Here is a 23,521-nt window from a genome sequence, read left to right as displayed (position 1 = left end):
AAGTGGTTTGGTATGTACTCCTGTAGATTTAAATGATAGTGCTTTAGTAAGACCTAAAAGACCTAAAGAAAAAAGATTTATTGATGCTTATAAAGAAGGAGTAAAAGATTATAAAGAAGCTAGTAGATTAGGTTATAAAGGATATGATCTTTTTCACAAAGCTATTAAGAATTTAAGTTATGCTTATGAACAAGGTAAAGATTATAAGGCAGGACTTGTTTTAGCAGAACTTGGATATTCAAAAGATTATTTTATATCCATTGTGAATGAATTATATCAAGATGAAGATAATAAAGCTTTATTGGAAAGTTTAATTCAAGAATTTGCAGATTCTACTTATAGAAGTATAAGAATCTATAATGAGCTTATAGACAAGTATGACTTAGGAGATGCTTATTGGGGTTTATATGCTTATTCCATTATAATGAAATATACAGTATTTGATGGTAGGTTTCATTTTGCTCAGCTTAAAGACAGTAGTAAAAAACTTTATGAAGATGCTCTTAAACATGGAGCTTATGCGGCTTTTGGAGATAAGTCGGGTACTCTAGCCTCTGATTTAATTGCAGGAGAATATCAGCTTTGTTTAGGTATATTAGGTAATAAAAAAGCTTTTTATAATGCGGCCATAGAGCTTAGCAGTGCAGGGTTAAAATCAAGAGGCTTTCAAGCTCTTTGGCTTGGAGTACAATTAGGAGATAAAGATGCTTTAGAAGCTTTATACTATCGTTCAATTGAAATATATGATAACCCTTTAAAACAACAAATTATCAAAAACTTTGCCAAACATCCTCCCTATGATAAATATGGTATGCTTCCTTTTTTAGATGAATTAATCTCTACAGAATGGATTATAGATCCAAACGAGTATAATTTTATTTATGATATTGATAATAAGGTAATGAAAACATTGTCATATGTAGTTAGTGACGGTAAATTAAAGAATTCTACTCCTGAAAGCAGATGGAAATTTGATCAAGAAATAGATGCTTATAAAAAAGGTTGTGCAAGAAATTATAGTTATGATATACCTAATCGCTGGAGTGAAGCAAAGGTAGAAACTTATCTAGAAGAGCTTTATTTGCAAGCCAAACTCGCAGCCTTAACCCCTCCTCAAGGTTATCCTAATGCCCCTTATTATTTTACCCCTGAAAAGCTAGAATGGTATTATAAAAGACATAAGCTTGATAGACTCCTTGATCCTAGAATCCCCGCTATTAATCGTTATAATTTTCCAGAAGAACTTAGAGCTAAGATAAGAGCTTATGCTAAAGAACATGGGATTAAAGAGTAAAGAATATATTTAAAGAAAGGAAAAACAATGCAAAAAATACTTCAAATTGATTTAGAAAAAAGAAAAGCTTTAGAAAATTTAAAAAATCTAGGTTTGGTAGGATTAGGCGGAACAATGCTTTTTAATTTAAAAGAACAGCCTTTAGTTTTTAATCAAGAATTAACTTATGTAAATACTTACAATAAGTATCTAAATTTAGATATCAATTCTTTTTATATCCCTTCTGTACTTATGTCTTTACTTCAATTAACTAAAAAGACTCAAGATATTTTTTATATTAATGTTTTAATCAATAGCGATACACATTATAAAAATCCTTTATTGCAATACACCATCACTCAAAAACAAGAACATAAAAATATCGTTTATGCTTTAAAAAACGATGAAAGTTTTAATACTTTTCATACTTTAAATGATTTAAAATTGGCTTTAGAAGAAAAGAATTTTTATCTTAATTTTTTAGATTTAAACAATAAAGAAAGTCTTATGAGTTTTTATAATTTTTTACTAAAAGATAAGAATTTAAAATTTTATTTTTATTTTAAAGATCAACGTTTTTATATAAGTAAGAAAAATCTTAGAGAACTTCAAGTCAATACAGACTTAGATTCTAAAATGAGTTTAGAGCTTTATTTAAAACTTCTTAATGATTTTAAAGTTTTAAATAAGTTTGAACTTATAGAGATTTTAGAAGCTTTAGCGCAAAATAATATTAAGGCTTTATATTTGAATAAGAAATTTACTTTTTCACCTTTCTTAATAAATTTAAGGGTAAAATAAAAACTTAGATATAAAAAAGGACTAGGATGAAGATAAGAGTTTATTACGAAGATACGGATGCTGGCGGAGTGGTCTATCATAGCAATTATTTAAAATTTTGCGAAAGAGCTAGAAGTGAAGTTTTATTTTCTAAAAAAGCTTTGATATTTGATGCTACTAATGGCCATTTTTTGCTTACAAAAGCAAATTGTAATTTTATAAAACCTGCTAAACTTGGAGATATAATAGAAGTTGAAACAAAAATTTTAGAAATTAAAAATGCTTCTGTGGAAATTTTGCAAGAAATTTACAAGGATAAAGATAGGATTTTTAAATTAAATGGAACTCTTGCTTATATAAAAAAAGAAAAACCTGCCAGAATGGAACCAGAAATTAAAAAACTTTTTGAAGAATTATTTTAATTCTTCAAAATTTGATTTGACGCTTTGCATCAGATGGACTTTGTATAAAACCTGCGAGTCTTCAATTTTTTCATCAAAAATACTTTTGCTTTCTTGATTTAAAAAATTGGTATAAAAATAATCAGTTCCTATGCTTGTTGCGTAAGCTACCCAATTGTAATCTATATTTTGGTTAAAAATTTCATTCAAATAAGATAAATTATCGTCATGATTATTAATAGAATTTGCAATAATAAAATTTTTTCTATCAGCTTCTTGAGTAAGATTTAAAAATGCAGGATTATAGTTTATTTGAGTGGATAATAATATATAAGGATGTATATTATAAACACGTAATTGAGAGCTTGTAAGCGCTGTTTTTACTAAAGGTGTATTAAAAAAAATAGAAGCTTGATTTAAACTTCCTTGAGATCTTAGTAATTTATAAAAATCAAGTTTTTCTCCATCAATTTTATAAATTCTTGCATTTTGATTTTTACTATTGAGTAATATACGTGTATTTAGGTTATCTGATAAAATAGAATTATCTCCAAAAATTGCTATATTGGAGTTAGCTTTTTGTAAAAGAGCCATAATTTGAGCATCATAATCTATGCTACCAAAAATTATATTTTGATTTAAATTAGAGGCAAAATTTTTATGAAGAGTTGGGATAAATATCTTCATATTCTTAGAATAATCTTTAAGAGCGTAAGCGCCCTTTAGAGTAAAAGCTGCAATAACATATTGATAACCTTGAGCTTCTATTTGATCAAGAGTTTGGTGTATTTTGTTTTCATCTTCTGTGCCTATTAAAAATACTTTAACTTTAATATCTGCTCTTTGTCTTAAAAGATAGGCAATGCTAGAATTTACAATAGTGTTAGAATAGCTTTTAATTGTTTTTTCAGGAATAATAATGGCCAATTTAACTGCTGTAATTTTTTGTACAGCTTGATCAAAATCTGTAATAGAATTTAAAAGTTTTGCATAAACATTGGATAAAAATTGATCTTTTTGATCGCTAAATTCACTTAAAAAACTAAGGTAAAGTCTAGATTCTAATAGGTCAAAAAGACAGTTTATCCCACATTCTTGAGTGCTTAGATTGGGATAAAAATTCTCAGAAGGCGGTATATCTACTAATCGTTGTTCTCTAGCTACAAGAAAGCAAAAACATAATCCCAAAATTAATAATATTTTTTTCATAAAAATCCTTTAATTTTTTTTAGATCTTCTATAAATTTTTTTTCATAACTTGGATTTTTTTCTATAAATTCAAGTTCAAAACTAGCCATAAAAAAGAAATCTTTATGAGTAAAAATTTCTCCTCTTAAAGCATTAAAATCGGAAAAACCCAAGCTATTAAAAGCATATTCTCCCAAGCAAAGGATGAATTTAGGTTGAAGTAATTCTACTTCATTCCAAAAAAATGGTAAGCAAGATTGTAGCGAAAAATCATCAAATTTTCCATTAGAAAAACATTTAAAAAGATATGAAAAATAAAATTGCTCTTTTTCAAGCCCTAAGATATTATAAATATAACTTTGCAATGTTTTACCTTTTTTTGATTCTAAAATGCAACCATTTTCATTTTCAATCTTTTGTCCAAAAGTATCTAAAATCATTAAATTAACTGGTTTTAATTGATTTTCCATTAGCGTAAAACGACGGAATTTTGAAAAATGACATAGATTGCATTTTTGTACATTTGATCTTAAGTCTTCAAAATTTTTTATTTTTGATAAAATCTTATGAGGCTTATTGTCTGTAAAATTATATCCCATAGCTTTTAAATAATATAAACTTCTTATCATTGACTGCAAACTTAAAAATTATCTATAAAATTAAAAATACTGATTTTTTTAAAAATTTAGCAAAAAAAAATTAATCTTAACTATAAAAGCAATTTATAAGTAAGATTAAGGTAAAATTCGCTTTTATTCTTTATTTTCAAAAATAAAATTAAGGAAAATTTAAAATGAAAAGAACTTATCAACCACATGGTACTCCAAGAAAACGTACTCACGGATTTCGTGTTAGAATGAAAAGTAAAAATGGTCGCAAAGTGATCAATGCAAGACGTGCTAAAGGTAGAAAAAGACTCGCTGTGTGAAATTTTTTGAAAAAATCAGCAAAAATGAAGAATTTTCAGCTGTATATAAATTGGGAAAAAAATGGTATTGTGATGGCATTATTATTTTTTATCTCAAATGCGATGAGCAAAAAATGGCAGTTGTTGCAAGTAAAAAAGTTGGAAAAGCAGTGATTAGAAATCGCTCCAAGCGTATCTTAAGAGCTTTATTTTCTCAAATTGAAACAGAAATTTATAATGGAAAATATATTTTTGTTGCGAAAAATGAAATCACTCAATTTTCTTTTTCTAAATTAGAGAGAAGCTTAAAATGGGGTTTAAAGAAGCTACAATGTTTAAAATAGCGTGTTTAAAATTGTTAATGATTTATCAAAAATTTTTAAGCCCACTTAAGCCTTCTGTATGTAGATTTTATCCTTCTTGTTCAGAATATGCTTATTGGCAATTCCAAAAAAAAGATTTTTTTTCAGCTTTTTATTTCACTCTTATGAGAATTTTAAGATGTAATCCTTTTTTTAAAGGTGGGTTTGATTATCCAAAAATTAGAAAAAAAATAACTCCTTACAATTTTTGTTTTAAACCAATTTTTTTATCTCAAAAAAAACTTTGCTATTTTTATATACCCTATAATGATAGAACTTTTTATTTTGTCAAAATTATATTTAAAAGGATAAGCTAGTGAATAATACAAATAATTTTTTTCAACAAAAACGCATACTTTTAGCCGTAGTGCTTTCTTTTTTATTTTTTATTGTGTATGATTATTTTTTTATACCAAAAAATCCTCCTAAATTAAATCAAAATATCACAAAAGTTGAAACTAATTCACAATTTAACGCACCAAAACATAACGCTCAACCTGTAGAAATTCAAGAGAATGCTTTACAAAATCAGATTATAGCTGATATTAAAAGCGATCATTTTGAGGCTAAAATTGATGCTTTGGGTAGAATTGCAAGTTTTTATCTTAAAGATAAAAAATATCAAAATGAAAATGGCGAATTTATCAATTTGATTCCTAAAAATAGCTTTCCTTATCCTTTGGAGATGCGTTTTAGTGATGAAACTATAAATGCTGAGGCTTTTAAAACTCCTTATAGTACAGATTGTAAAGAGCTTTTTGTGGATGAAAATGGTAGCAAAGCTATAAAACTTACTCAAAAACTTTCTTCTGGTTTGATTGTTGAAAAAAATATCACTTTTTATCCTTTGGGAAATTATAAAATTGAAGTTAGTCTTAATAAAAATAGCCATTATTTTATAAGCCCAGGTTCTCGCCCTGATATAGCGGTTGATACTTACACAGTGCATGGAGCATTAGCTATGGATGATAAAGAAACCATCCATACTTTTGAAGATGGAAAAGTGGATAAAGAAGAGAATATGCAAAATATCTGGATGACATCGGCTTTTGATAGATATTATGCTACATTTTTTTACAATTTTGAAAAACCTTTAAGTGTAACCATAGGAAAAGATACTCATGAAAATCCTTTAGTTTTTGCCTCTAGTGATAATAAATTTGAAGCGGGGGGTTATATAGGATCAAAAGAGCATGCAATATTAAGAAGTATAGATCCTCGTCTTGAAGCTGTAGTTGAATACGGCTGGTTTACTTTTATTGCAAAGCCTATGTTTGTATTTTTAAATTTCTTGCACAATCACATAGGAAATTGGGGTTGGTCTATAGTTGTAATGGTGCTAATCATCCGTCTTATTTTATTCCCTTTAACCTACAAATCTATGATTTCTATGAATAAATTAAAAGATTTAGCTCCAAAAATGAAAGAGCTAAGAGAGCGTTATAAGGGCGATCCTCAAAAAATGAATGTTCATATGATGGAACTTTATAAAAAACACGGTGCAAATCCTATGAGTGGATGTTTGCCTATACTTTTACAAATTCCAATTTTCTTTGCAATTTATCGCGTGTTATTAAATGCTATTGAGTTAAAAGCTGCACCTTGGATATTTTGGATACATGACTTATCGATTATGGATCCTTATTTTGTTCTTCCGATTTTAATGGGAGCAACAATGTTTGTACAACAACTTGTTACACCGATGACAATTCAAGATCCTATGCAGGCTAAGATTATGAAATTTTTACCTGTGGTATTTACTTTCTTTTTTGTGACTTTCCCTGCAGGACTTACTCTTTATTGGTTTATTAACAATCTTTGTTCTTTTATTCAGCAACTGATTATTAATAAAATTTTTGCTAAAGAACATCATAAAAAATAAAATGGAGTGCAAAAAATGAGAGTTGAAGCTAAAGATCTTGAAGAAGCATTGATTGAAGCTTCTAAAAGTTTAGATTGTTCTGTTGTTGATCTAGAATATACTATTACACAACTCCCAAAAAAAGGTTTTTTGGGTTTTGGTTGTAAAAATATTATTATCGAGGTTGAAAGCAAAAAAAAACAATTTAAGAAAAACACAAAAAAGAATTTCCAAACAAATAAAATCCATGAAAAAAATTTTTGTGAAAAAATAGAAGAAAATAAAGAAAGCATTACAATAGAAAACATAAAACCTAAAGAAAATTATATCGTTAAAAACGATAAGATTTTTGATAGTTTTCATCGCGAAAGCAAAGACACTAGAAATATCCAAAATATTTTAGATGAAATTAAGATTCAGCTTGAAAAATTGCTTAATTCCACTTGTTTTGATATTGCCTTAAAAGAATTAAAAATGTATAATGAAGAAAGCGTCTTTATCCATTTAGATGGCGAAGATGCTGCTTTGCTTATAGGAAAAGAAGCTCATCGCTATAAAGCTATTTCTTATCTTTTACATAGCTGGATTAATGCGAGATATAATCTTTTAGTGCGTCTTGAAATATCTCATTTTTTAGAGGATCAAATTCAAGGTATGCAAGGTTATCTTCAAAGCGTTGTTGAAAAAATTAGACTTTATGGAAGTGGTCAAACAAAGCCATTGGATGGTGTTTTAATTAAGATTGCTTTAGAAAGACTAAGAAGTGAATTTCCGCATAAGTATGTGGGTATTAAGCAAAATAATAATCAAAGATTTATAGTTATAAATGATTTTTTAAAAAAAGATGAATGATACTATAGTAGCAATTGCAACAGCGCACGGAATAGGTTCGATTTCTATTGTAAGATTAAGCGGTGAAAGAGCTTTAGAAATTGCATCAAAAATAAGCAAAAAAAAAGAATTAATTCCGCGTTATGCTACTTTTACCAAGCTTTATAATCACAAAGATGAATTTTTAGATGAGGCTATAATTATATATTTTAAAGCGCCTTTTAGTTTTACAGGTGAAGATATAGTGGAATTTCAAATTCACGGTGGTTTTAGCGTGAGTGAGATTTTGCTTGATGAGCTTGTAAATTTAGGAGCTAGATTAGCTCAAGCTGGAGAATTTAGCAAAAGAGCATGTTTAAATGGAAAAATGACTCCTTTAAAGGCTTTAAACATACAAGATTTAATCGTTTCAAAATCTGCTCTTGCAGCTAAAGTTATCGCAAGAAATATGCGAGGTGATTTAGGAGACCTTTTAGAAAAAATTCGCACCGATTTGGTTAAAACTTTGGCTTTTGTAGAAACAAGTATTGATTATGCTGATGACGATTTGCCGTCCGATTTATTAGAGCAAATTAGCCTTATGTGTCAAGATAATGCTAAAATTTTAAGAGAAATTTATACGATTTCTCAAAGCAAAAAAGGACTTATAGAAGGTTTTAAAATAGCTATAGTAGGCAAACCAAATGTTGGAAAATCTTCTCTTTTAAATGCTTTACTTTCTTATAAAAGAGCCATAGTTTCAGATATAGCAGGGACAACTCGTGATACCATAGAGGAAAATTTTAAATTAGGTTCTTATTTGCTTCGCATTATCGATACAGCAGGCATTAGAGAAAGTAAAGATAAAATAGAACAAATAGGTGTAGAGTTAAGTAAAAAAAGTTTAAAAGATGCGGATATCATTTTGGCTGTTTTTGATTCTTCTAGAAAAGAAGATAAAGAAGATTTAGAAATTTATAATTTATTGCAAGATAGCGATAAAAAGGTATTTTGGATTTTAAACAAAAGTGATTTGTATGAGGTTTTTGAAAATAGTCAAAATATAGATTTTATAAAACTTAGCGCCCAAAATGATATTAATTTGCTTAAAGAGGAATTGGAAAAATATCTCAATTCTTTTGATGCTGAAGATACTATGGTAAGTTCTTTGGAGTTAATTAATTCTTGCAAAATTGCAAGTGAGGCTATATCAAGAGCAAAAGATCTTTTAAAAGAAAATTCTCTAGAGCTTTTTGCATTTGAATTAAATTTGGCAATAGGCGAACTTTCTAAATTTACTAAAGATTTTGAAAGAGATGAAATTTTAGATGAAATGTTTAGTAATTTTTGTTTAGGAAAATGAAAGGTAATAAAATGGATAAAGAAATTATAAAAGCACATAAAATCAGCGATGAAGAATATGATCAAATTTTAGAAATTCTTGGACGAGAACCTAATTTACTTGAATTAGGTGTTATTTCTGCTATGTGGAGTGAGCATTGCTCTTACAAATCAAGTAAAAAATACCTTAATGGTTTTCCAACCAAAGCGCCTTGGGTAATTCAAGGTCCTGGTGAAAATGCAGGGGTGATAGATATAGGTCAAGATATGGCAGCGGTTTTTAAGGTTGAAAGTCATAATCATCCTAGCTTTATTGAACCTTTTGCTGGGGCGGCAACTGGAGTAGGTGGAATTTTACGCGATGTTTTTACTATGGGTGCAAGAGTTGTTGCTGGACTTAATTCTTTAAAATTTGGAAATATTTATGATGAAAAATATGGAAATCATCAAAAATATCTTGTAAAAGGTGTTGTAAGTGGAATTTCTCATTATGGAAATTGTATGGGTGTTCCAACCATAGGTGGAGAATGTTCTTTTGATGAATGTTTTAATGGAAATATTTTAGTCAATGCATTTGCGTTAGGAATTTGTAAAAAAGAAGATATTTTTTATGCTAAAGCTGAAGGGGTAGGAAATCCTGTAATTTATGTAGGATCAAAAACGGGTAGAGATGGGCTTGGTGGTGCTGTTATGGCTAGCGATAGCTTTAATGAGCAAAATAAAAGTTTAAGACCAACAGTACAAATAGGAGATCCTTTCAGTGAAAAACTTTTAATGGAGGCGTGTTTAGAGCTTTTTAAAAGTGATTTGATTGTAGGAATTCAAGATATGGGAGCCGCTGGACTTACTTCAAGTTCTTTTGAAATGGCAGGACGAAGCGGAAGTGGAATGAAGCTTTATCTTGAAAAAACTCCTATGCGTGAAAGTGGTATGACGCCTTACGAATTGATGCTTAGTGAATCTCAAGAAAGAATGCTTATTTGTGCAAAAAAAGGTTGCGAAAATCAAGTTATAGAAATTTTTAAAAAATGGGATTTAGATGCTGTTGTGATTGGTGAAGTGACAGATACGGGAAATATGGAGCTTTTTTGGAATAATGAGCTTGTAGGAATGATACCTATTGAGCCTTTAAGTGAAAAAGCACCTATTTTAGATCGTCCAATAAGTAAGCCAAAATATCTAGATAGCATTAAAGATTATCAATTTGAATTAAAAAATGATATACAAGATTTATTTATTCAGATGATAAAAAATGAAAATGTTAATGATAAAGCTTTTGTTTATGATCAATTTGATTCAAGCGTACAAACCAATACAATTAAAGCCGATGGAAAATTAGGTGCGAGTGTTATACGCGTAAAAGAAAACAATGCAGCAATAGCAATGGCTATAGAATGCAATTCTCGTTTAAATTATATTGATCCAAAAGTAGGCGCAAGTGCTGCTGTGGCAAGTGCTGGAAGAAAAGTAGCTTGTACGGGAGCTAAGCCTTTAGCGATTAGCGATTGTTTAAATTATGGAAATCCGCAAAATCCTGAAGTGATGTGGCAATTTGCACAAGGATGTGAAGGCATTAAGGAAGCTTGTAAAGAATTAAATACTCCAGTGGTTAGCGGTAATGTCTCTTTATATAATGAAACAGAAGGGGTGAGTATTTATCCAAGTCCTACGATTGTAAATGTTGGCGTTTTAGAAAATTCTAATCGCGTTTTAAAAGCAAATTTTGATAAGGCTGGAATTAGAATCTATCTTCTAGGAGAAACTTTAGGTCATTTTGCCGGTTCTTTAGTGATGAAAATTCAAGATAAAAAAGTAGCAGGAAATCTTAAAAATATAGATTATAAAGCAGAATTAATGCTTTGGGATTTTCTTTATAAAGCAAATCAAGAATCCTTGCTTGAATGTGCAAATAGTGTAGGAGTTGGCGGTATTGCTATAACTTTGGCAAAAATGTGTGCTATTTCTAAAAAAGGTGCGATTTTAAAAAGTGGTTTTAGCGATAAAAAAATGATTTTTGATGAAAGCTTTAGTCGTGTTATAGTAGGCGTTGATGAAACATGTGAAGAGCAATTTTTACAATTAATTCAAGAGTTTAAGATAAAAACTCACAAATTAGGCGTAAGTACCGATGAGGATTGTTTTAGACTCGATGAAATTAATTTAAGTAAAAAAGAGCTTGAAAATCTTTATTTTGAAAGTTTTAAAGAGCAAATTCAATGAGTTTAATTTTAATCATTTTAGTTATCTTGATTTTTTATTGGTATTATAAAACTTGGGAAAAACAAGATTTTTTTAATTCTACTGCACGCGGTGTGAAAGGTTTTGCAAAAGGCTTTATGCGTGGAGTAGTTGAAGAGAGAATGGATGAAATTAAAAGACGGATGAATTATTATGTGATTGCACTTTTGGCAAAAATTGCAAAAAGTGACGGCAGAATCAGTCAAGATGAAGCTGATATGATCACCCAAATTTTAGATGCAAATGCAAAAGATAGGCGAGAAAGAGAATTTTTAAAAGCAAGTTTTAATGAGCACAAAGAAAATTTAAATGATGCTTTTGAGGTTGCAAAAGATTTTTTAAGAGAAGTTCCTTTGCCAAAAAGTGAGCGTTTTAATGTGCTTAGAGTGCTTGTTTTTATGGCTTTTATTGATGCAGAATTTAGCCCTAAAAAGAAAGAAATTTTAGGACAAATTGCACAGGCTTTTGATATAAGTCAGAATGAGTTAGAGAATTTTATCAATAATTTTTCAAATTTAAATACTTCTAAACAACAAATAAGTCTAGATGAGGCTTTTGAAATTTTAGAATTACCAAAAAATGCTGATATCAGTGCTGTAAAAAAACAATACCGAAATTTAGCGAAAAAATACCATCCTGATATTTTAAATGCAAACAATGTTAGCGAAGAAGAAATCAAAAAAGGGGTGGAAAAATTCCAAAAAATAAACGAAGCTTATGAAAAAATTAAAAAGTATTTAGAAAGGTAATCTTTAAGGAGTTAAAGTGAAAAAAGTTTGTTTGTTTTTGTTTATATTTTTAGGAATTTTAGCAGCAAAAGAAGAGTGTAAAAGCAATAAAGAATGTTTTAATTTAGGTTCTTTGTGTTATAAAAAAGGAGATTATCAAAAAGCTTATGAAATATGGACTGGTCTTTGCAAAAATAATTATTATCCTGCTTGTTTCTATTTAGGTACTTTTTACATTCAAGGACTAGGTGTAGTAAAACAAAGCTATGAAAAAGCAAGTCAATTTTATATCAAAGCTTGTAATGGCAATGTTTATGGTGCTTGTTACTATTTAGCTAAACTATATAAGGATAAAAAAGTAAGTGTAAAACAAAAATACAAAACAATTTACAAGCTTTATGCCAAAGCTTGTAAGGGTAATGTTTATGACGCTTGTTATGATTTAGGAGTTTTATATACAAATGGACTGGGTGTAAAACAAGATTATAAAAAAGCTGTTGAGTTTTATACCAAAGCTTGTGATAATAATATTTATGATGCTTGTAATAATTTAGGAACTGCTTATATGTATAGTAGAGGTGTAAATCAGGATTATTCTAAGGCCAAAATGTTTTGGGAAAAAGCTTGCGATAATAATAATATTTATGGATCTTGTTATGGTTTAGCTTTTATTTATGCAAATGGGCTAGGCGTAGAACAAAATTATAAAAAAGCTTATGAACTTTATACTAAAGCCTGTAATGCTAACAATTATTCTGCCTGTTATAATTTAGGCGTTTTTTATGAAGGTGGATTAGGTGTAAAACAAGATTATGAAAAAGCAAGTGAATTTTATACTAAAGCCTGTAATGCTAACAATTATTCTGCCTGTTATAATTTAGGTATGTTATCTCAATATAAAAAAGTAGATATGGAAGTGGATTATAAAGTACTTTCTAAGCTTTATACCAAAGCTTGCAATGGTAATGTTTATGATGCTTGTTATAGTTTAGGTATGTTATATCAGTATGTAGATGTAGAACAAGATTATAAAAAAGCAAGTCAATTTTATGCCAAAGCTTGTAAGGGTAATGTTTATAATGCTTGTAATAATTTAGGAGTTTTATATGCAAATGGGCTAGGTGTAAAACAAAGCTATAAAAAAGCAAGTCAATTTTACACCAAAGCTTGTAATAATGATATTTATACCTCTTGTGGTAATTTAGGTATTTTATATGTAAAAGGATTAGGCACAAAACAAGATTATAAAAAAGCTGTTGAATTTTACACCAAAGCTTGCAAGGGTAATGTTTATCCTATGTGCAATGATTTAGGTTTTTTATATGCAAAAGGACTAGGTGTAAAACAAGATTATGAAAAAGCTGTTGAATTTTATACCAAAGCTTGTAATGGTAATAATTATATTGCTTGTGGCAATTTAGGTATTTTATATACAAAAGGATTAGGAGTAGAGCGAGATTATAAAAAAGCACATAAATTTTACTATAAAGCCTGCAGTGGTTATAATGATATTCCAGATATTAATAAAGGTGATATGGCAAAATTTTGCTATAATTTAGGAATTTTTTATGTATTTGGCAAGGGTGGAGAATATAATCTCTCTGAAGGTGGAAAATGCCTTAATCTGGCCTGTACTTTAGATAGAACATATTGTGATAAAACTGATATGGCTACTACAAGATAAATAATTAAAAGGAATAAAATGAGAGCATTGCTTAGTGTTAGCGATAAAGAAGGTATAGTAGAATTTGCTAAAGAGCTTGAAAATTTAGGTTTTGAGCTTCTTTCAACGGGTGGAACTTTTAAAATTTTAAAAGAAAATGGGATAAAAGTTGTAGAAGTGAGTGATTTTACAAAAAGTCCTGAGCTTTTTGAAGGGCGAGTAAAAACCTTGCATCCTAAAATTCATGGCGGAATTTTACATAAAAGAAATGACGAAAATCATGTTAAACAAGCCAAAGAAAATGGAATTTTAGGTATTGATTTGGTATGTGTGAATTTATATCCTTTTAAAAAGACTACTATTATGAGTGATGACTTTGATGAAATCATAGAAAATATCGATATAGGTGGACCTGCAATGATCAGATCTGCGGCAAAAAATTATAAAGATGTGATGGTGATTTGTAATCCGCTTGATTATGAAGAGGTGATTGAGGCTTTAAAAAGTGGAAAAAATGATGAAAAATTCCGTTTAAATTTAATGATAAAAGCTTATGAACATACGGCAAATTATGATTCTTATATAGCAAATTATATGAATGAACGTTTTAATGGGGGTTTTGGATCAAGTAAATTTATAGTAGGACGAAAGGTTTTTGATACTAAATATGGGGAAAATCCTCATCAAAAAGGTGCTTTATATGAGTTTGATTCTTTCTTTAGTACCAATTTCAAAGCCCTTAAAGGTGAAGCTAGTTTTAACAATTTTACTGATATTAATGCGGCTTTAAATTTAGCCAGTAGTTTTGGTGATTCTCCAGCAGTTACAATAGTAAAACATGGAAATCCTTGTGGTTTTGCAATCAAAGAAAATCTTTTGCAAAGCTATATTAGCGCATTAAAATGTGATAATGTAAGTGCTTATGGTGGAGTGGTTGCGATCAATGGAACACTTGATAAAACCTTGGCTGAAAAAATAAATGAAATTTATGTTGAAGTGATAATCGCTGCAAATGTAAGTAAAGAGGCTTTGGAAGTATTTGAGGGTAAAAAACGTATTAAAATTTTCACTCAAGAAAATCCTTATTTAGTGCGTAGTTTTGATGCGTATGATTTTAAACATATCGATGGTGGATTTGTGTATCAAAATAGCGATGAAGTAGGCAATGATGAACTTAAAAATGCCAAGCTTGTTTCAAAAAGAGAAGCAAGTAGGGAAGAACTTCAAGATTTAGAAATTGCCATGAAAATTGCTGCATTTACAAAATCAAATAATGTTGTTTATGTTAAAAATGGAGCTATGGTGGCTATAGGTATGGGGATGACGAGCAGAATTGATGCAGCAAAAGCAGCCATTGCTAAGGCTAATGAAATGGGACTTGATTTACAAGGTTGTGTTTTGGCAAGTGAAGCTTTCTTTCCATTTAGAGATAGCATAGATGAAGCAAGTAAAGTTGGAGTTAAAGCTATAGTTGAACCTGGTGGAAGTATAAGGGATGATGAAGTGATAAAAGCTGCGGATGAATACGCTATGGCTCTTTATTTTACCGGAGTGAGACATTTTTTACATTAAATTTATTGAAAATTAAAATATTATTTAATTTAGTTTAAATAATTTTAAGTACAATGGTTTATAGTATTTTATTTTATGAAAGCAATTTAAAATGTTTAAAACCATTGGATTTAAAGTTTCTTCGGCAATTTTTATTGTTTTATTGTTTAGTTTTGTGATAATGCAAATTATCGTTAGTTTTGATTTTAAAAATACAGCCAATCAAATCAGTAAAGAAAATCTTAATACGGTCAGTAATTTAGTTTTTCAAACCATGAGAATGGCTATGAATTTGGGTGATCCAGATAAAATAAAAGAAGCAATTAATGATGCTAAGAGTATTGAAGGGATTAGCGATATAAAAATTTATCCATCAAAAGAAACAATAGAACTTTTTGATATTAAGAAGCCTTTGATTTCTAATGAAAATATTATTTTAAGTCAATTTTCCAATCCTAGTTTGGTTTCCTTAGAGCAAAATATTAATGGAATAGATCATTTAAGGCTTATTCGTCCTTTGGTTGCAAATAAAACATGTATAGCCTGTCATGCAAATGTAAAAGAAGGCAGTGTGATAGGGGTTATGGATGTATATCATTCTTTAGAAAGTGTAGAAAAAGATATCTCAAAAACAAGCCAAACCTATATAGTGATTTTTACAATTGCTTTAATACTCACTTTAGCTGTTGTGCTTTTTATACTAAAGATCGTTGTAGGACGTCCTGTTTTGGAACTTTTAAATCATGCTAGAGAGTTGGCTCAAGGCAGTGGAAATTTAAAAGCACGAATCCGTATTAAAGGGCATGATGAAATCGCAACTGCTTGTGGATATATCAATCAATTTATCGAAAAAACTCATAAAGCTGTAAGTGAAGCGAGTTTGAGTTCTAAAAATGTGGAACATCAAAGTGTTCTTTTAAATTCAAATGCAACTTCTTTAAATGAAATTACGGAATTAAATCACAAAAAAATTGATTCAAGTTTTCATCTTGGAAATAATATAGGTTCTGATTTAAGAGAATTGGCTAATTTATCAAGTGATGCAAATACTGCAAATGATAAATCTTATGAGTTATTAGAACAAATGCTTAAGTCGTTATTTTCAGTGGCACAAAAAGTTACAGATCTTGCTGAAAGTGAAAACAGTTTGGCTAAGAAAATTTCAGATATGGTTGAACAAGCAAAAAATATACAAAAAGCCACCCAGATGATGAATGAAATTGCTGATAAAACAAATCTTTTATCTTTAAATGCGAGTATAGAATCTGCAAGAGCTGGGGTTTATGGCAAAGGATTTTCTGTTATTGCTGAAGATATAAGATTGCTTGCGAATAACAGCGAAGAATTTTTAAATAGTGTCGCGGTTATCACAAAAGAATTATTAATCAGCATAGAAAAAGTGGCTAATGAGCTTAAGGATAATTCTCAAAAAATTTATTCTTTAAATGAAGATACTAATTTATTAGCCAATAGTGCAAATGAGGTTAAATTTTGCAATCAAGATGCGAAAAATCTTGTGCATCAATGCAGCCAAAAAATAAAAGTAAGTCAAGAAAATATACAAGATTTGTTAATGAGAATGGAAGAAAATGTTGAGGCGAGTGAAAAAAATGAAGAAATTTCAAAAATTTTACTTCAAGTTGCTGATGAGTTAAAAATAGTATGTCATAATCTTGATAATGAATTAAAGCAATTTCAAATTTAAAGGATAAAAGATGAAAAAAACTTTACAAATGACTTTGGCAGCTGCTTGTTTTGCTGGTTGTGCAAGTACTTCAGTGTCTTCTGATGCTAACACTCAAAATAAATTAGCGCAAAATCAGCAATTAAAAATAGAAAAAATAGTTGTTGATGGAAAAACATTTGATCCTAAGAATGCTGAAGAAACTCCAAATATTAGCTTTGATAAAGATAAATTTTACGGTTATGCAGGTTGCAATCGCTTTTTTGGATCATACACTAATAATGGCGATGCTATAAAAATCAACGGAGATCGTGCTGCATCAACTCAAATGCTTTGCCATCCTATGGATGTTATGAATTTTGAAAATTCTTTTCTTTCTAATTTCAATGGAACTTTTAAAATTTCAAACGAAAATGGCAAACTCGTTTTAAATAACGGTAAAATGAAAATCTTTTTTAAATAATTTTTAGCCCTTTTTTGGGCTACTTTCTTAAATTTATTTCAAAAACACAATTAAATTTTTTAATCAATAAGGGTATATAATGATAAAATCAATTCCAGAATGGAGTGAGCAAGAATATTTAATCCTTTCTTTACCACATGAAAAAACGGATTGGAAGCCTTATTTGGATGAAATTTTAAAAAGCTATCAAGAATTTGTAAGAGTTGTGAGTCAATTTCAAAAAGTTTTATTGATTGCTCCGCAAGATCAAGATTTTATCCCTTTTAAGGATATAAAAAACGTTGAATTTTTTAAATGTGATACAAACGATACGTGGATAAGGGATTTTGGTCCTATAGATATTTTAAAGGATGATCGTTTGCAAGCTCTTGATTTTACCTTCAATGCTTGGGGAAATAAATTTCAAAGCGAATTAGACAATGCTGTAAATTCTAAACTTTTTAATATAAAATTTAAAGAAAAACTTGAAAAAATCGATATGGTCTTAGAGGGTGGAAGTATTGATTTTAATGGCGATGGCACTATGCTTACGACGACAAATTGTCTTTTAAATGCAAATAGAAACTCTCATCTTGATAAAACCCAAATCGATAAAAAATTAAAAGAAATTTTTGGATTAAAACATATTATTTGGTTAGAAAATGGTTTTATTAAAGGAGATGATACGGATTCTCATGTGGATATTTTGGCTCGATTTATCAATAAAAATACGATAGCACATTGTGTTTGTGAAGATGGAAAAGATGAACATTTTTTACCTTTAAAGAAAATGCAAGAAGAGCTTGAAAAAACAGGATTTAATTTATTACCATTACCATTGCCTAAGCCTTTTTTTTATGATAATCGTAGAATGGGTGCTACTTATGCAAACTTTGTTTTTGTCAATAACGCTTTAATCGTTCCATTGTATAAAGATGATAATGATAATATTGTAATCGAAAGGCTTTCTAAGGCTTTGCCTGATCGAAAGATTGTAGGCATAGATGCGAGAGTATTTGTGCGTCAAAATGGCTCTTTGCATTGTTCTTGTCAAAATCGTTTCAAGGGCTTAAGATGAGTTTGCAAAAAAAAGCCACTATCATTGCAAGTGTTTGTGCTCTTGGTTTAGCTTGTGTTAAATTTGTAGTTGGTTTGATGAGCGGATCGGTTGCAGTGCTTTCAAGTGCGATTGATTCTTTAATGGATTTTGCAATTTCTGCGTTTAATTTTTTGGCTTTAAAAAAGAGTGCGCAAAGGGCAAATGAAAATTATAATTTTGGCTTTTCCAAAATCGAAGCTTTAATGGGTCTTCTTGAGGGTGGTTTTATCGTAGGTGTGGGTATTTTTATCTTTTATGAAAGTATTTTAAAAATTTATTACAAAAAAGAAATCATTGATTTAAATTCAAGTATCTTTGTAATGATTTTTGCCATTATTGTAACCTTTTTTCTTATTCTTTTTTTAAATTATGTGGCAAAAAAAACAAAAAGTTTAATCATTGAAAGTGATGCTTTACATTATAGGAGTGATTTTTTAACCAATATTTGCACCTTAATTGCTTTAGTGCTGATTTATTTTACAAATTTATATATTATCGATGCTATTTTTGGGATAGTAATCAGCCTTTATACGGCTTTTTCTGCTTTTAAAATCATTAAAAAAGCTTTATCTTTTTTAATGGATCAAGCCTTGCCAAAAGAACAAGTTGATCAAATTTGTACTTTAATTTCTAAGCATCCAGAGATTATTTCTTACCATGAATTAAAAACGAGAAGAACACCAAATTGTAATTATTTAAGTGTGCATTTGGTTTTTTGTCCTATAATTTCGCTTTTAAATGCGCACAAAATTTCAGATGAGATTGAAAATAATGTGCGTTTGATGTTTAAAGATGAAAAATGGGATATACAAATTCATCTAGATCCTTATGATGATCAAGAACAAGAAAGGCAAAGACAATGAAAATAGCTCTTGTGCAACAAAAATTTCATTCCAATAAAGAACAAACAATACAAAAAACTTGCGAATTTATAGAAGAGGCGGCAAAAAAGGGAGCTGAGCTTGTATGTTTAGGAGAACTTCATCAAAGTGAATATTTTTGCCAAAGTGAAAATGTTGCTTATTTTAATTATGCAAATGATTATGAAAAAGATATTGAGTTTTGGTCAAGTGTAGCTAAAAAGCACAATATAGTTTTATTAACCTCATTGTTTGAAAAACGTAGTGCGGGACTTTATCATAACACAGCCGTTGTTTTTGAAAAAGATGGCAGTATAGCTGGAAAATATCGAAAAATGCATATACCCGATGATCCTTGCTTTTATGAAAAATTTTATTTTACGCCAGGTGATTTAGGTTTTAAACCAATTCAAACGAGTGTAGGTAAGCTTGGAGTATTGATTTGCTGGGATCAATGGTATCCTGAAGCCGCAAGATTGATGGCTTTACAAGGGGCTGAAATTCTTATTTATCCTACGGCTATTGGATGGTTTGATAAGGATGAGGAAGAAGAAAAGCAAAAGCAACTTGGTGCTTGGCTGGGAGTTCAAAAAGGACATGCTATTGCTAATGGTTTATTTGTGGCTGCGATTAATCGTGTTGGATTTGAAAAAGACGCAAGTGGAGTAGAGGATGGAATAAGATTTTGGGGAAATTCTTTTATTTTTGGCCCTCAAGGAGAAGAGCTTTGCTTGTTAGATAATGAAAACGAATGTGTTAAGGTTATAGAGATCGATAAAACAAGAAGTGAAAATGTAAGGCGTTGGTGGCCATTTTTAAGGGATAGACGTATAGAATATTTTCATGATTTAAATAAAAGATTTATCGATTAGATAAATCTTTGGCTAAATACTTATTTATCTCATCGATTTCTTTTTGACTTAAACTGATAAAGCTTACCTCTTTAAGTCTTGAAAGTAATAAATTTTTTTCAAGAATTTCTTTTTTTCCTATCTCTAAAGAAGTGATTGCACTTTCTCCTATAATAAGTCTTTGAGTCTTTCCTTTTCTAAGCCCCCATATATTATGTATTACTATGTTATTATCGGTAATTTTTCCAGCATAAAGCATAATGTGTCCTGGGATGTAGAGCAAGGTTGTATAAGCTTTTCCAAATCGATTTAAAAAATCCTTTTTTTGATTATTGTTTAGCATGCTAATATCAAAATGATAAAAAGCATTTTTTTGCGCACCTGAATTTCTTGGTAAATAAAGCCCAAAAGCTGAAAATACATCACGAGTAAATAAAGAACAATCCCTTTCTAAATTATATCCACCCCAACCATAAGGCAAACCAAGCATTTGATTTAATTGATTTTTTAAATTAGTGTCATTTAGTTTTAAAGGAAATTTAGCAACATCCTTTTTTAAAATTTTATATTTTTTAGAGCCAATCTTTCCATAAAAATATTTTTTATCTTGTTTATAATACGGATAAATAGCACCGATTCTAGTCTCAAAGAAAAAATGATGATCTTCGCTAAAAACCGCTTCTTTTTCTTTGAGTGGCGTTATAAAGTGGAGTTTCTCATAAATTTTCGCTCTAGAGTTGGAAAATGTCTCTAAATTTTGACTTTCTACAAAGCCAACTCCAGTTTCACTCAATACAAAAGCGTATCGTTTATCTTTTGTATAATGAGAGATTAAAACAGGCGTAGCGATATTTAAAATCGCATCATTTGCGTAATCAAATGGAAATCCTTCATTTTCTAAAAAAGGATTTTTAAGTATTGCTTTTTGGGTAGGGATATTTTTAAGTAGGGTATTTTGTATGATTAAAGCTTTTTGATTTAACTCGCCTATATTTTTTATATTTGCATTATCGATTTGTTTTTCAAACCAAGAGATAGGAATTTCTTGTTTGTTAAAAAAATAATATTTATTTTTTGGGTTAAGATAAATAGGAAAAGCCCAAAATAAATTTTGATTTTTATAGTTTTTAAAAGAAGAATGCCAAGGTTTAAAAAATATTTTTTTATAATCTTTGGCGTTAAAATTGATGTTTTGATTAAATTTTGGCAATATATCAACACTTTGTTCAAATTCCAATTTAGCATAATGTGAATTTGTTTTATTTTCTTTAAAATGATTTGTAGGGTTTTTAAAGGAGCAAGCTGTAAAAAACAATAGAGAAAAAACTAAAATATATCGCATAATCAACCTTTTACAAAAAATCGTTATAATTAAAGCTAAGGAAATATAATGCTTGATAAACTAGAAAAAATTTTAGCCAATGACAATGTTTTTCTAAGCGGTGGTGCTGGGGTTGGAAAGAGCTTTTTAACCAATAATCTAATGAGATCTTATAGAAAACAAGGTAAATTTGTAGTCGCTTTAGGTTCTAGTGCGCTTTCTGCCTTTAATATAGGCGGCGTTACCCTGCATAGTTTTTTTTGTTTGGGTTATTGTGAGGATATGATGGCACTTAGTGTTTTTGATCGCAAACAAAAAGAAAAAATTGCTAAATTAAATGAGAATTTAAAAAAAATTGATCTTATTATTATCGATGAAATTTCTATGGTGAGTGCTAATATTTTTGAAATGATAGGTTTTAGAATCAAAAATTCAAGATTCGATGGAAAAATTTTAGTCGTAGGGGATTTTTTTCAATTACCCCCTGTGATTAAAGAAAAAAAAGAGACTCTTTTTTTAAATTCTTGCTATGCTTTTTCTTCTTTTTTTTGGAAAGACTTAAATTTTAAAAATGTTAAACTTTCACAGCCTAAAAGAACTCAAAATTTAGAATTTTATAAAAATTTATCTTTAATAAGACAAGGTTTTTTAAATGAGAATATCATCGAGCAATTTAAGCAAATGTGCATTGATACAAAGGAACTAGAAAAATTAGAAGATGATTATACTTTGCTTTGTGGGATTAATAAAAAAGCTAATGAAATCAATGAAAATAAACTTGATCGTTTAACAACTCCTTTGGTAAGTTTTAAGGCTAAAATTCAAAAAGAAAATAAAGAACTAGAAGATGATAAATTGCAAAATTGGATTAAGAGTTTAAATATCTTAGAGGAACTTAAGATTAAAATCGGAGCTCGCGTTATTTTTTGTATCAATAATTGGGATAAAAATTATTATAATGGAGAGCAAGGAGTGATTGAAGATATTATCTATGATGAGGATAAAATTTATATCAGTATCGTAAAAAATAATGGGATTAATATCATGCTTGAACCTTATGTTTTTTTTATGGAGGAAATCGAGCAAAATAATGGGGAGCTAATTATCAATACTCTAGCAAGTGTGAGTCAATTTCCTATAAAATTAGCCTATGCTATTACCATACATAAATCTCAAGGCATGAGTATTGAAAAATTAGTTTGCGATATAGATCATATTTTTGAAAATGGACAACTTTATGTGGCATTATCAAGAGCGATCAATCCTGATACTTTAAAAATTTATTACACTAAGGGTGTAAAATTTGAAAATTATTTTGAAAATATTTTAAAATTTGATGTTAATGTGATTGATTTTTACAAAAATCATTTGTTTTTTGATCTAGAATTAGAAAATATAAGCCATTAAGGAAAAATAATGAAAAAGGTATTTTTTTGTATTTTTTTATGTTTCAATTTAAATGCACAAAGTCTTGAAATATCTAAGTTAAGAACAGATTTGTATTCTAAAAGCGGCGCTAATGTTTTAAAAAAGATTGAAATTTCTTTGGATTTTGAAGGAGAAAATTTAAAAGAAAATGAACTTAAGCTTATTGATTCTATCAATACCGTTATTTCTGGCTTTTTTTATGAGGATATCTTTACTGAAATTGGCAAGGATAATTTTAAAAAAGTTTTGAAAAAATTTATAGAGAAAAAATATAAAATAAATATCGATGATATTTATATTTTATCTTTAAGCGGTGTTGAAAAATTTGATTTAGAAGAATTTAAAAGATTTTTAGAGAGTACAGAAGCTAAAAAAAATAATACAAGCGATGAAGTGAAAAAAGTTTTAGAAAATTTAAGCGTTCCTGAAGTTCCACAGGTTAAAACTCCAAATAATATCAGCGTTCCTAACATACCTGAAGCAAAGCAAATAGGGCAACTTTTTGGCGATGATAAAGAAGATAAAAAAGATGATGGTGAGATCAGTCCTGATTCTCTTAATATCCCTAAGATCAATCCTTCAGAACTTGAGGAAAAAATCAAACAAGATTTGATCAAAAATCCACCACAAATTTTTAAAGAAAAAAATGCAAGCAATAATATTTCTAAAGAAAATTCAGATATGGGTTTTGATTTGAAATTAGATAATAATTTAAGCCACGTTCAATAATTTC

23 protein-coding genes are annotated in these 23,521 nt (G+C 29.0%); 20 read left to right on the top strand and 3 right to left on the bottom strand.

Annotation, left to right across the window (positions count from 1 at the left end):
* From CQA75_RS03795 to CQA75_RS03785, 3 genes are all read left to right on the top strand, one after another.
* Positions 1-1,294: hypothetical protein (locus CQA75_RS03795; protein WP_137623722.1), on the top strand; the 1,294-nt coding region annotated here is incomplete at its 5' end.
* Between the two features lie 27 nt (positions 1,295-1,321).
* Entirely contained in the window at positions 1,322-2,074 is a 753-nt protein-coding gene (locus CQA75_RS03790; protein WP_137623721.1) for a hypothetical protein, read from the top strand.
* Between the two features lie 26 nt (positions 2,075-2,100).
* Positions 2,101-2,475 carry a YbgC/FadM family acyl-CoA thioesterase gene (locus tag CQA75_RS03785; protein WP_137623720.1) on the top strand — a complete coding sequence of 125 codons (375 nt, stop codon included), beginning with the start codon at positions 2,101-2,103 and terminating at the stop codon, positions 2,473-2,475.
* On the opposite strand, the gene CQA75_RS03780 is transcribed toward CQA75_RS03785, so the two are convergent.
* Both CQA75_RS03780 and CQA75_RS09140 read right to left on the bottom strand, forming a co-directional pair.
* Positions 2,467-3,663 (bottom strand): hypothetical protein, encoded by a 1,197-nt coding sequence (locus CQA75_RS03780; RefSeq protein WP_171000077.1) that lies wholly within the window; start codon positions 3,661-3,663, stop codon positions 2,467-2,469. The two genes, CQA75_RS03785 and CQA75_RS03780, sit on opposite strands and share 9 nt — an antisense overlap.
* Entirely contained in the window at positions 3,660-4,271 is a 612-nt protein-coding gene (locus CQA75_RS09140) for a uracil-DNA glycosylase family protein (protein WP_171000076.1), read from the bottom strand. Before CQA75_RS09140 ends, CQA75_RS03780 begins: the two co-directional genes overlap by 4 nt.
* A 164-nt stretch (positions 4,272-4,435) precedes the next feature.
* On the opposite strand from CQA75_RS09140, the gene rpmH reads away from it, so the two are divergent.
* From rpmH to CQA75_RS03705, 15 genes are all read left to right on the top strand, one after another.
* Positions 4,436-4,570: a 50S ribosomal protein L34 gene (gene rpmH, locus CQA75_RS03775; RefSeq protein WP_087723277.1), complete on the top strand. Its 135-nt coding sequence runs from the start codon at positions 4,436-4,438 to the stop codon at positions 4,568-4,570.
* Entirely contained in the window at positions 4,567-4,893 is a 327-nt protein-coding gene (rnpA, locus tag CQA75_RS03770; RefSeq protein ID WP_137623719.1) for a ribonuclease P protein component, read from the top strand. Before rpmH ends, rnpA begins: the two co-directional genes overlap by 4 nt.
* Positions 4,881-5,228, top strand: coding sequence for a membrane protein insertion efficiency factor YidD (gene yidD / locus CQA75_RS03765; RefSeq protein ID WP_137623718.1), 348 nt, complete (start codon positions 4,881-4,883; stop codon positions 5,226-5,228). The genes rnpA and yidD overlap by 13 nt, the downstream gene beginning before the upstream one ends.
* Positions 5,228-6,793 (top strand): membrane protein insertase YidC, encoded by a 1,566-nt coding sequence (yidC, locus tag CQA75_RS03760; protein ID WP_137623717.1) that lies wholly within the window; start codon positions 5,228-5,230, stop codon positions 6,791-6,793. The genes yidD and yidC overlap by 1 nt, the downstream gene beginning before the upstream one ends.
* Positions 6,794-6,808: 15 nt before the next feature.
* Positions 6,809-7,624: a Jag N-terminal domain-containing protein gene (locus CQA75_RS03755; protein ID WP_137623716.1), complete on the top strand. Its 816-nt coding sequence runs from the start codon at positions 6,809-6,811 to the stop codon at positions 7,622-7,624.
* On the top strand, positions 7,617-8,945 hold the full coding sequence (gene mnmE, locus CQA75_RS03750) for a tRNA uridine-5-carboxymethylaminomethyl(34) synthesis GTPase MnmE (RefSeq protein WP_137623715.1): 1,329 nt from the start codon (positions 7,617-7,619) through the stop codon (positions 8,943-8,945). The genes CQA75_RS03755 and mnmE overlap by 8 nt, the downstream gene beginning before the upstream one ends.
* 11 nt (positions 8,946-8,956) lie before the next feature.
* A complete protein-coding gene (gene purL / locus CQA75_RS03745) occupies positions 8,957-11,143 on the top strand; it encodes a phosphoribosylformylglycinamidine synthase subunit PurL (protein ID WP_137623714.1) in 2,187 nt (728 codons plus the stop codon).
* Positions 11,140-11,910, top strand: a complete 771-nt coding sequence (locus CQA75_RS03740) for a J domain-containing protein (protein ID WP_137623713.1) — start codon at positions 11,140-11,142, stop codon at positions 11,908-11,910. Before purL ends, CQA75_RS03740 begins: the two co-directional genes overlap by 4 nt.
* Positions 11,911-11,926: 16 nt before the next feature.
* Positions 11,927-13,573: a tetratricopeptide repeat protein gene (locus CQA75_RS03735; protein WP_137623712.1), complete on the top strand. Its 1,647-nt coding sequence runs from the start codon at positions 11,927-11,929 to the stop codon at positions 13,571-13,573.
* Between the two features lie 18 nt (positions 13,574-13,591).
* Positions 13,592-15,124 (top strand): bifunctional phosphoribosylaminoimidazolecarboxamide formyltransferase/IMP cyclohydrolase, encoded by a 1,533-nt coding sequence (purH, locus tag CQA75_RS03730; RefSeq protein ID WP_137623711.1) that lies wholly within the window; start codon positions 13,592-13,594, stop codon positions 15,122-15,124.
* 91 nt (positions 15,125-15,215) lie between these two features.
* Positions 15,216-16,808 carry a methyl-accepting chemotaxis protein gene (locus CQA75_RS03725; protein WP_137623710.1) on the top strand — a complete coding sequence of 531 codons (1,593 nt, stop codon included), beginning with the start codon at positions 15,216-15,218 and terminating at the stop codon, positions 16,806-16,808.
* A gap of 10 nt (positions 16,809-16,818) precedes the next feature.
* Positions 16,819-17,250, top strand: a complete 432-nt coding sequence (locus CQA75_RS03720) for an META domain-containing protein (RefSeq protein WP_137623709.1) — start codon at positions 16,819-16,821, stop codon at positions 17,248-17,250.
* A 79-nt stretch (positions 17,251-17,329) separates the two neighbouring features.
* Entirely contained in the window at positions 17,330-18,307 is a 978-nt protein-coding gene (locus CQA75_RS03715) for an agmatine deiminase family protein (protein ID WP_137623708.1), read from the top strand.
* Positions 18,304-19,191, top strand: a complete 888-nt coding sequence (locus CQA75_RS03710) for a cation diffusion facilitator family transporter (protein WP_137623707.1) — start codon at positions 18,304-18,306, stop codon at positions 19,189-19,191. Before CQA75_RS03715 ends, CQA75_RS03710 begins: the two co-directional genes overlap by 4 nt.
* The gene (locus tag CQA75_RS03705) at positions 19,188-20,060 is read left to right on the top strand and encodes an N-carbamoylputrescine amidohydrolase (protein WP_137623706.1); all 873 of its coding nucleotides are present in this window, start codon (positions 19,188-19,190) and stop codon (positions 20,058-20,060) included. Before CQA75_RS03710 ends, CQA75_RS03705 begins: the two co-directional genes overlap by 4 nt.
* On the opposite strand, the gene CQA75_RS03700 is transcribed toward CQA75_RS03705, so the two are convergent.
* Positions 20,050-21,381, bottom strand: a complete 1,332-nt coding sequence (locus CQA75_RS03700) for an SH3 domain-containing C40 family peptidase (protein ID WP_137623705.1) — start codon at positions 21,379-21,381, stop codon at positions 20,050-20,052. The two genes, CQA75_RS03705 and CQA75_RS03700, sit on opposite strands and share 11 nt — an antisense overlap.
* A gap of 48 nt (positions 21,382-21,429) precedes the next feature.
* Here CQA75_RS03700 and CQA75_RS03695 point away from each other — a divergent pair, with 48 nt between their 5' ends.
* Both CQA75_RS03695 and CQA75_RS03690 read left to right on the top strand, forming a co-directional pair.
* Complete coding sequence (locus CQA75_RS03695) at positions 21,430-22,767, top strand: ATP-dependent DNA helicase (RefSeq protein ID WP_137623704.1); 1,338 nt, start codon at positions 21,430-21,432, stop codon at positions 22,765-22,767.
* Positions 22,768-22,776: 9 nt separating this feature from the next.
* Entirely contained in the window at positions 22,777-23,517 is a 741-nt protein-coding gene (locus CQA75_RS03690) for a hypothetical protein (RefSeq protein WP_137623703.1), read from the top strand.
* Positions 23,518-23,521 lie beyond the last annotated feature (4 nt).

Origin of the sequence: Campylobacter taeniopygiae (assembly GCF_005406225.1) — a bacterium.
Taxonomy (GTDB): domain Bacteria; phylum Campylobacterota; class Campylobacteria; order Campylobacterales; family Campylobacteraceae; genus Campylobacter_D; species Campylobacter_D taeniopygiae.
Note: the sequence above shows the minus strand (reverse complement) of the source record. Positions and strands in the feature narration are given on the sequence as shown.

Coding starts and splice junctions, on each gene's coding strand:
- CQA75_RS03790 (WP_137623721.1), top strand. CDS start 1,322: ATGCAAAAAATACTTCAAATTGATTTAGAAAAAAGAAAAGCTTTAGAA.
- CQA75_RS03785 (WP_137623720.1), top strand. CDS start 2,101: ATGAAGATAAGAGTTTATTACGAAGATACGGATGCTGGCGGAGTGGTC.
- CQA75_RS03780 (WP_171000077.1), bottom strand. CDS start 3,663: ATGAAAAAAATATTATTAATTTTGGGATTATGTTTTTGCTTTCTTGTA.
- CQA75_RS09140 (WP_171000076.1), bottom strand. CDS start 4,271: ATGATAAGAAGTTTATATTATTTAAAAGCTATGGGATATAATTTTACA.
- rpmH (WP_087723277.1), top strand. CDS start 4,436: ATGAAAAGAACTTATCAACCACATGGTACTCCAAGAAAACGTACTCAC.
- yidD (WP_137623718.1), top strand. CDS start 4,881: ATGTTTAAAATAGCGTGTTTAAAATTGTTAATGATTTATCAAAAATTT.
- CQA75_RS03755 (WP_137623716.1), top strand. CDS start 6,809: ATGAGAGTTGAAGCTAAAGATCTTGAAGAAGCATTGATTGAAGCTTCT.
- mnmE (WP_137623715.1), top strand. CDS start 7,617: ATGAATGATACTATAGTAGCAATTGCAACAGCGCACGGAATAGGTTCG.
- purL (WP_137623714.1), top strand. CDS start 8,957: ATGGATAAAGAAATTATAAAAGCACATAAAATCAGCGATGAAGAATAT.
- CQA75_RS03740 (WP_137623713.1), top strand. CDS start 11,140: ATGAGTTTAATTTTAATCATTTTAGTTATCTTGATTTTTTATTGGTAT.
- purH (WP_137623711.1), top strand. CDS start 13,592: ATGAGAGCATTGCTTAGTGTTAGCGATAAAGAAGGTATAGTAGAATTT.
- CQA75_RS03725 (WP_137623710.1), top strand. CDS start 15,216: ATGTTTAAAACCATTGGATTTAAAGTTTCTTCGGCAATTTTTATTGTT.
- CQA75_RS03720 (WP_137623709.1), top strand. CDS start 16,819: ATGAAAAAAACTTTACAAATGACTTTGGCAGCTGCTTGTTTTGCTGGT.
- CQA75_RS03715 (WP_137623708.1), top strand. CDS start 17,330: ATGATAAAATCAATTCCAGAATGGAGTGAGCAAGAATATTTAATCCTT.
- CQA75_RS03710 (WP_137623707.1), top strand. CDS start 18,304: ATGAGTTTGCAAAAAAAAGCCACTATCATTGCAAGTGTTTGTGCTCTT.
- CQA75_RS03705 (WP_137623706.1), top strand. CDS start 19,188: ATGAAAATAGCTCTTGTGCAACAAAAATTTCATTCCAATAAAGAACAA.
- CQA75_RS03700 (WP_137623705.1), bottom strand. CDS start 21,381: ATGCGATATATTTTAGTTTTTTCTCTATTGTTTTTTACAGCTTGCTCC.
- CQA75_RS03695 (WP_137623704.1), top strand. CDS start 21,430: ATGCTTGATAAACTAGAAAAAATTTTAGCCAATGACAATGTTTTTCTA.
- CQA75_RS03690 (WP_137623703.1), top strand. CDS start 22,777: ATGAAAAAGGTATTTTTTTGTATTTTTTTATGTTTCAATTTAAATGCA.